This window comes from Pseudomonas sp. NPDC089392, assembly GCF_044749595.1.
Classification (GTDB): Bacteria; Pseudomonadota; Gammaproteobacteria; order Pseudomonadales; family Pseudomonadaceae; genus Aquipseudomonas.
In genome coordinates this window covers 23,808-29,807 of record NZ_JBIVIF010000062.1, presented here as the reverse complement: position 1 = coordinate 29,807, position 6,000 = coordinate 23,808, and the positions used below count along the sequence as shown (strand labels likewise).

Here is a 6,000-nt window from a genome sequence, read left to right as displayed (position 1 = left end):
CGTATCAAGGCCGACAAGTGCCTGCCACAACATCATCAGCGCCTATGAGATCGAGCGCCGCCCGCGCGGCGCTTCGCGGCTAAAGCCGCTCCTACATTTGTTTCGGGCCAGTTATGCCTGGGGGATTTGCGCGCGGACGCCTTGGTGCCCGTCTTGGCATCGCGTCGTACAAACAAGGCGGTCGCGCGCGCCAGGCACAGGCGATACTGGCCCGAAACAAACGTAGGAGCGGGTTTACCCGCGAAGCGCCGCGCGGGCGGCGCTCGATCTCACAGGCGCAGAATGTGCTGTGTCGGACACCTCTCAAACCCAACACTATCTATAGACAGGCCCATCGCCCAACCTGACACCGCAACCACAACCACAACATCAACAACCAAACCCAACCCCCAAAAACAAAACGGGGAGACCTCTCGGCCTCCCCGCTTCTATATAGCTACACCCCCAGCCAATCACTCAGCCTTGAGCGTAACCCGCCCAAACGACTTCTTGCCCGCCTGGCACACATGAGTAGAACCCAGGACAAACATGAAGTCCTTGTCGACCACCGCACCATCAACCTTGACCGCACCACCACTGAGCAGATCCCGCGCCTGCGCCGAGTTCTTCACCAGGCCCGCCCGGTTCAGCACAGCAGCAATCGGCAGGTCTTCCGCCGCAGCCACTTCGATCTCTGGCAGGTCTTCCGGCAGCTCGCCTTCCTTCATGCGGTTACCCGCAGCACGGTGAGCATTGGCCGCAGCCTCTTCACCATGGAAGCGCGCAACAATCTCTTCCGCCAGCTTGATCTTGATGTCACGCGGGTTGGCACCATTGGCGACGTCGCTACGGAACTGCTCGATCTCTTCCATCGAACGGAAGCTCAGCAGCTCGAAGTAGCGCCACATCAGGGTGTCCGGGATCGACACCAGCTTGCTGTACATCACCCCCGGCGCTTCCTGGATACCGACATAGTTACCCAGCGACTTGGACATCTTCTTCACGCCGTCGAGCCCTTCGAGCAGCGGCATGGTCACGATGTTCTGCGCTTCCTGGCCATAGGCACGCTGCAGCTCGCGCCCCATCAGCAGGTTGAACTTCTGGTCGGTACCACCCAGCTCGACATCCGCCTTCAATGCCACCGAGTCATAACCCTGCACCAGCGGGTAAAGGAACTCGTGGATAGCGATCGGCTGGTTGGTGGTGTAGCGCTTGTCGAAGTCGTCGCGCTCGAGCATACGCGCCACGGTGTACTGCGACGCCAGGCGAATGAAGTCGGCTGGGGTCAGCTTGTCCATCCAGGTGGAGTTGAACGCAACCTCGGTCTTGGCCGGGTCAAGGATCTTGAACACCTGCTGTTTATAAGTCTCGGCGTTGTCCAGCACCTGCTCACGGGTCAGCGGCGGGCGCGTGGCGCTCTTGCCGCTCGGGTCACCGATCATGCCGGTGAAATCACCGATCAGGAAGATGACCTGGTGCCCCAGCTCCTGGAACTGACGCAGCTTGTTGATCAGCACCGTGTGACCCAGGTGCAGGTCAGGCGCGGTCGGATCGAAGCCGGCCTTGATGCGCAGAGGTTGGCCGCGCTTGAGCTTCTCCACCAGTTCCGACTCGACCAGTACTTCTTCCGCACCGCGCTTTATAAGCGCCAGCTGCTCTTCAACCGACTTCATAGACAAACCCGCAAGGCTCAGATTCAGGGGGAGCCAACCATACAAGATCGGCCGTCAATTACAAGTTTCGCAAAGGAATGTGACCCGTACACGGGTTTGCGGCGTCTACGCGCCCTTGCGTGAAAATGGATTTGGTTATATTTTATACAGTTATTTCATCTTCATCATGTCATTCATCTTTTCCATTTCACCTTTTTCAAAGTCACCTTACCCATGACCAACGAACCGCCTAAAGCGCCCAAGCTTTATCCGAAAAGCCATCTGTTGGCCGCCAGCGGCATCGCCGCCCTGCTCAGCCTGGCCCTGCTGGTGTTTCCCTCCAGCGAAGTGGAAGCCAAGAAAACCACCCTCAGCCTCGAACTGGAGAGCCCTGCCGAGCAGTTGAAGGACGAATCCCGCGCTGCGCCCCTGGTACAAGCCGAAGGCGAGCAAGGCTCGCCATTCGCCCAGGTCGAAGGCGCCGCCCCCGAGACGCAGAAGGCCGAGCAACCAGCAGCCCCCGCCGCCGAAGCGGTCGCCGAAGCCGCCAAAGAGCCAGGCCACCGCGAAGTCACCGTGGCCCGTGGCGACACCCTGTCTACCCTGTTCGCCAAGGTCGGCCTGCCGACCAATGCGGTACACGACCTGCTGGCCAGTAACAAGCAGGCCAAGCAGTTCAGCCAGCTCAAGCACGGCCAGGTACTGCAGTTCGAACTCGACAAGGATGGCCAACTGGCCAGCCTGCACAGCAAGGTCAGCAACCTCGAAACCATTCGCCTGACCAAGACCGCCAAGGGCTACACCTTCAACCGTGAAATCAGCAAGCCGGTGGTGCGTACCGCCTATGCCCACGGTGTGATCAAGAGCTCGCTTTCGGCTTCGGCCCAGCGCGCCGGCCTGTCCCACAGCATGACCATGGACATGGCCCGGGTGCTGGGTTACGACATCGATTTCGCCCAGGATATTCGCCCGGGCGATGAATTCGACGTGGTTTACGAGCAGAAGGTGATGGACGGCAAGGTCGTCGGCACCGGCAACATCTTGTCTGCGCGCTTTACCAACCGCGGCAAAACCTACACCGCCGTGCGCTATACCAACAAGCAGGGTAATACCACCTACTACACCGCCGACGGCAACAGCCTGCGCAAGGCCTTCATCCGTACCCCGGTCGACTTTGCCCGCATCAGCTCGCGCTTCTCCGCCGGCCGCAAGCACCCGATCCTGAACAAGATCCGTGCTCACAAAGGCGTCGACTACGCGGCCCCTCGTGGTACGCCGATCAAGGCTGCCGGTGACGGCCGCATCGAGCTGGCCGGGCGCCGTGGCGGTTACGGCAACACCGTGATCATCCAGCACGGCAACCGTTACAAGACGCTGTACGGCCACATGCAGGGCTTTGCCAAAGGCATCAAGACCGGCAGCTCGGTCAAGCAGGGCCAGATCATTGGCTACATCGGCACCACCGGCTTGTCCACCGGCCCGCACTTGCACTACGAGTTCCAGGTCAACGGCGTTCACGTCGACCCGCTGAGCCAGAAAGTGCCAATGGCCGACCCGATTGCCAAGAACGAGCGTCAGCGCTTCCTGCAGCAGAGCCAGCCGCTGATCGCCCGCATGGATCAGGAAAAGGCCACCATGCTCGCAGCGAACAAGCGCTAAGCCATGGCGCTCTACCTGGGGGTGATGTCCGGCACCAGCCTTGATGGCCTGGACATTGCCTTGATCGAACAAGGCGAGCAGCTTGAACTGCTCGCCACCCACTACCTGCCCATGCCCACCGATCTGCGCCAGGAATTGCTCGCCCTGTGCAGCAGCGGGCCGGACGAGATCGCGCGTGCAGCGCTGGCAGAAAACCGCTGGGCCAGCCTGGCAGGCGAAGGTATCCGCCAACTGCTGGCCCGCCAAGGGCTGCAGGCCGATGCCATCCGCGCCATCGGCAGCCACGGCCAGACCATCCGCCACGAACCGGCGCGCGGTTTTACCGTGCAGATCGGCAACCCGGCGCTGCTGGCCGAGCTTACCGGCATCAGCGTGGTCGCCGACTTCCGCCGGCGTGACGTGGCTGCCGGTGGCCAGGGCGCGCCACTTGTACCGGCCTTCCACGACACCCTGTTCGGCCACCTTGGCCAACGCCTGGCAATCCTCAACGTGGGCGGCTTCAGCAACCTCAGCCTGATCGAGCACGACAAACCGGTCCACGGCTTCGACTGCGGCCCGGGCAACGTGCTGCTGGATGCCTGGATCGAGCGCAAGCGCGGCCAGGCCTACGATGCCGATGGTGCCTGGGCGGCCTCGGGCAAGGTGCAGGCCGATTTGCTCAGCGCACTGCTGGCCGACCCGTTCTTCGCTGGCAGCGGCCCGAAAAGCACCGGCCGCGAGGTATTCAACCTGCCCTGGCTAGATGGCCATCTGGCCGGCCTGCCCGTGTATCGCGACGAGGATGTGCAAGCGACACTGCTGGAGCTGACCGCACGCAGCATCATCGATTCGCTAAGCAACGCCCAGCAAGGCACCGAAGCGCTGCTGGTTTGCGGGGGTGGTGCGCGTAACGGTGCGCTGATGGACCGCCTCGGCCAATTGCTGCCCGAAGCCCGTGTCGCCAGCACTGGTGCACATGGCGTGGACCCGGACTGGGTCGAGGCCATGGCCTTCGCCTGGCTGGCCCATTGCTGCCTGGAAGGCATCGCCGCCAACCGCCCCAGCGTCACTGCTGCCAAGGGCCTGCGCGTACTGGGCGCGATCTACCCGGCATAGCTGCTACGTCAGAAAGCAAAACGCCGCGCAATTGCGCGGCGTTTTCGTTCTGGACCAGGCTTCAGATCGAGAACGACGACCCGCAACCACAGGTGGTGGCGGCATTTGGGTTCTTGATCACGAAACGCGAGCCTTCCAGGCCTTCCTGATAGTCCACTTCGGCGCCAGCCAGGTACTGGAAGCTCATCGGGTCGACCACCAGCGACACGCCTTCGCGCTCGACGATGGTGTCGTCTTCGGCCACGTCTTCATCGAAAGTGAAGCCGTACTGGAAGCCCGAGCAACCACCACCGGTCACGAACACCCGCAGCTTCAGACGCTCATTGCCTTCCTCATTGACCAGGTTCTTCACCTTCTGGGCTGCCCCATGGGTGAACTCCAGACCGGTAGGGGTGAAGGTTTCGACGCTCATGTAGATTCTCCCGGCGCGGTAGCCGTCATAAAACTCGATGACGCGCATTATCCGCTTTCCCGAGAAAATCGGTCAAGAATTGTGCGGCTTTAGTCGCGACATACAAAAAGGCCCGCACGACGCGGGCCTTTTCCAACGCTGGCTGCTTAAGGCAGCAAACCGGCATGCGACAGGCCCATGCGCTCGTCCAGGCCAAACAGGATGTTCAGGTTCTGTACCGCCTGACCGGACGCGCCCTTGACCAGGTTGTCGATCACCGACAGCACCACCACCAGGTCGCCACCTTGCGGGCGATGAACGGCAATGCGGCAGACGTTGGCGCCGCGCACGCTGCGGGTTTCCGGGTGGCTGCCCGCTGGCATCACGTCGACGAACGGCTCATCGGCGTAGCGCTTCTCGAACAGCGCCTGCAGGTCGACCGAAGTATCGACAACATTCGCGTAGAGGGTGGCATGGATGCCACGGATCATTGGCGTCAGGTGCGGGACGAAGGTCAGGCCGATGTCCTTGCCAGCGGCCAGGCGCAGGCCCTGGCTAATTTCCGGCAAGTGACGATGACCCTTGACCGCGTAGGCCTTCATGCTTTCGCCGGCTTCGCAGAACAGCGACCCCACTGCCGCACCACGGCCAGCGCCGCTGACACCCGACTTGCAGTCGGCGATCAGGCGCGACGGGTCGGCCAGGCCAGCTTCCAGCAGCGGCAGGAAGCCCAGCTGGGTGGCGGTAGGGTAGCAACCCGGCACGGCGATCAGGCGCGCCTGGCGGATCTTCTCGCGGTTCACTTCTGGCAGGCCGTACACCGCGTCCTTCAGAAGCTCAGGCGCACCGTGTGGCTGGCCGTACCACTTGCCCCACTCGGTCGCATCCTGCAGGCGGAAGTCGGCCGACAGGTCGATCACTTTGGTGCCGGCCGCCAGCAGTTCGCCGGCCAAGGCATGGGCAACACCGTGCGGGGTGGCGAAGAACACCACATCGCAGGCGGCCAGGGTCTTGCTGTCTGGCACGCTGAACGCCAGCCCGTCATAGTGACCGCGCAGGTTCGGGTACATGTCCGCCACCGCCACGCCCGCCTCGGAGCGCGAAGTGATGACCGCCACTTCGGCCTGTGGATGCTGTGCCAGCAGACGCAACAGTTCGACGCCGGTGTAACCCGTGCCGCCGACAATACCGACCTTGATCATAACGCTTGCCCCTTATCAACGA

The 6,000-nt window shown here is 62.4% G+C and carries 5 protein-coding genes; 2 read left to right on the top strand and 3 right to left on the bottom strand.

Annotated elements, in window-relative coordinates; all coding sequences use genetic code 11:
* Positions 1 to 452 precede the first annotated feature (452 nt).
* Positions 453 to 1,652, bottom strand: a complete 1,200-nt coding sequence (tyrS, locus tag ACIP1G_RS29920) for a tyrosine--tRNA ligase (protein ID WP_400743818.1) — start codon at positions 1,650 to 1,652, stop codon at positions 453 to 455.
* 213 nt (positions 1,653 to 1,865) lie between these two features.
* Here tyrS and ACIP1G_RS29915 point away from each other — a divergent pair, with 213 nt between their 5' ends.
* Both ACIP1G_RS29915 and ACIP1G_RS29910 read left to right on the top strand, forming a co-directional pair.
* On the top strand, positions 1,866 to 3,290 hold the full coding sequence (locus ACIP1G_RS29915) for a peptidoglycan DD-metalloendopeptidase family protein (RefSeq protein ID WP_400743815.1): 1,425 nt from the start codon (positions 1,866 to 1,868) through the stop codon (positions 3,288 to 3,290).
* A 3-nt stretch (positions 3,291 to 3,293) separates the two neighbouring features.
* Entirely contained in the window at positions 3,294 to 4,385 is a 1,092-nt protein-coding gene (locus ACIP1G_RS29910; RefSeq protein WP_400743812.1) for an anhydro-N-acetylmuramic acid kinase, read from the top strand.
* 61 nt (positions 4,386 to 4,446) lie between these two features.
* Here the strand turns inward: ACIP1G_RS29910 and erpA are convergent, their stop codons facing one another.
* Together erpA and argC are read right to left on the bottom strand one after the other, a co-directional pair.
* The gene (gene erpA, locus ACIP1G_RS29905; protein ID WP_003255511.1) at positions 4,447 to 4,797 is read right to left on the bottom strand and encodes an iron-sulfur cluster insertion protein ErpA; all 351 of its coding nucleotides are present in this window, start codon (positions 4,795 to 4,797) and stop codon (positions 4,447 to 4,449) included.
* Positions 4,798 to 4,943: 146 nt separating this feature from the next.
* On the bottom strand, positions 4,944 to 5,978 hold the full coding sequence (gene argC, locus ACIP1G_RS29900; protein ID WP_016715798.1) for an N-acetyl-gamma-glutamyl-phosphate reductase: 1,035 nt from the start codon (positions 5,976 to 5,978) through the stop codon (positions 4,944 to 4,946).
* Between the last annotated feature and the right edge of the window lie 22 nt (positions 5,979 to 6,000).

Coding starts and splice junctions, on each gene's coding strand:
- tyrS (WP_400743818.1), bottom strand. CDS start 1,652: ATGAAGTCGGTTGAAGAGCAGCTGGCGCTTATAAAGCGCGGTGCGGAA.
- ACIP1G_RS29915 (WP_400743815.1), top strand. CDS start 1,866: ATGACCAACGAACCGCCTAAAGCGCCCAAGCTTTATCCGAAAAGCCAT.
- ACIP1G_RS29910 (WP_400743812.1), top strand. CDS start 3,294: ATGGCGCTCTACCTGGGGGTGATGTCCGGCACCAGCCTTGATGGCCTG.
- erpA (WP_003255511.1), bottom strand. CDS start 4,797: ATGAGCGTCGAAACCTTCACCCCTACCGGTCTGGAGTTCACCCATGGG.
- argC (WP_016715798.1), bottom strand. CDS start 5,978: ATGATCAAGGTCGGTATTGTCGGCGGCACGGGTTACACCGGCGTCGAA.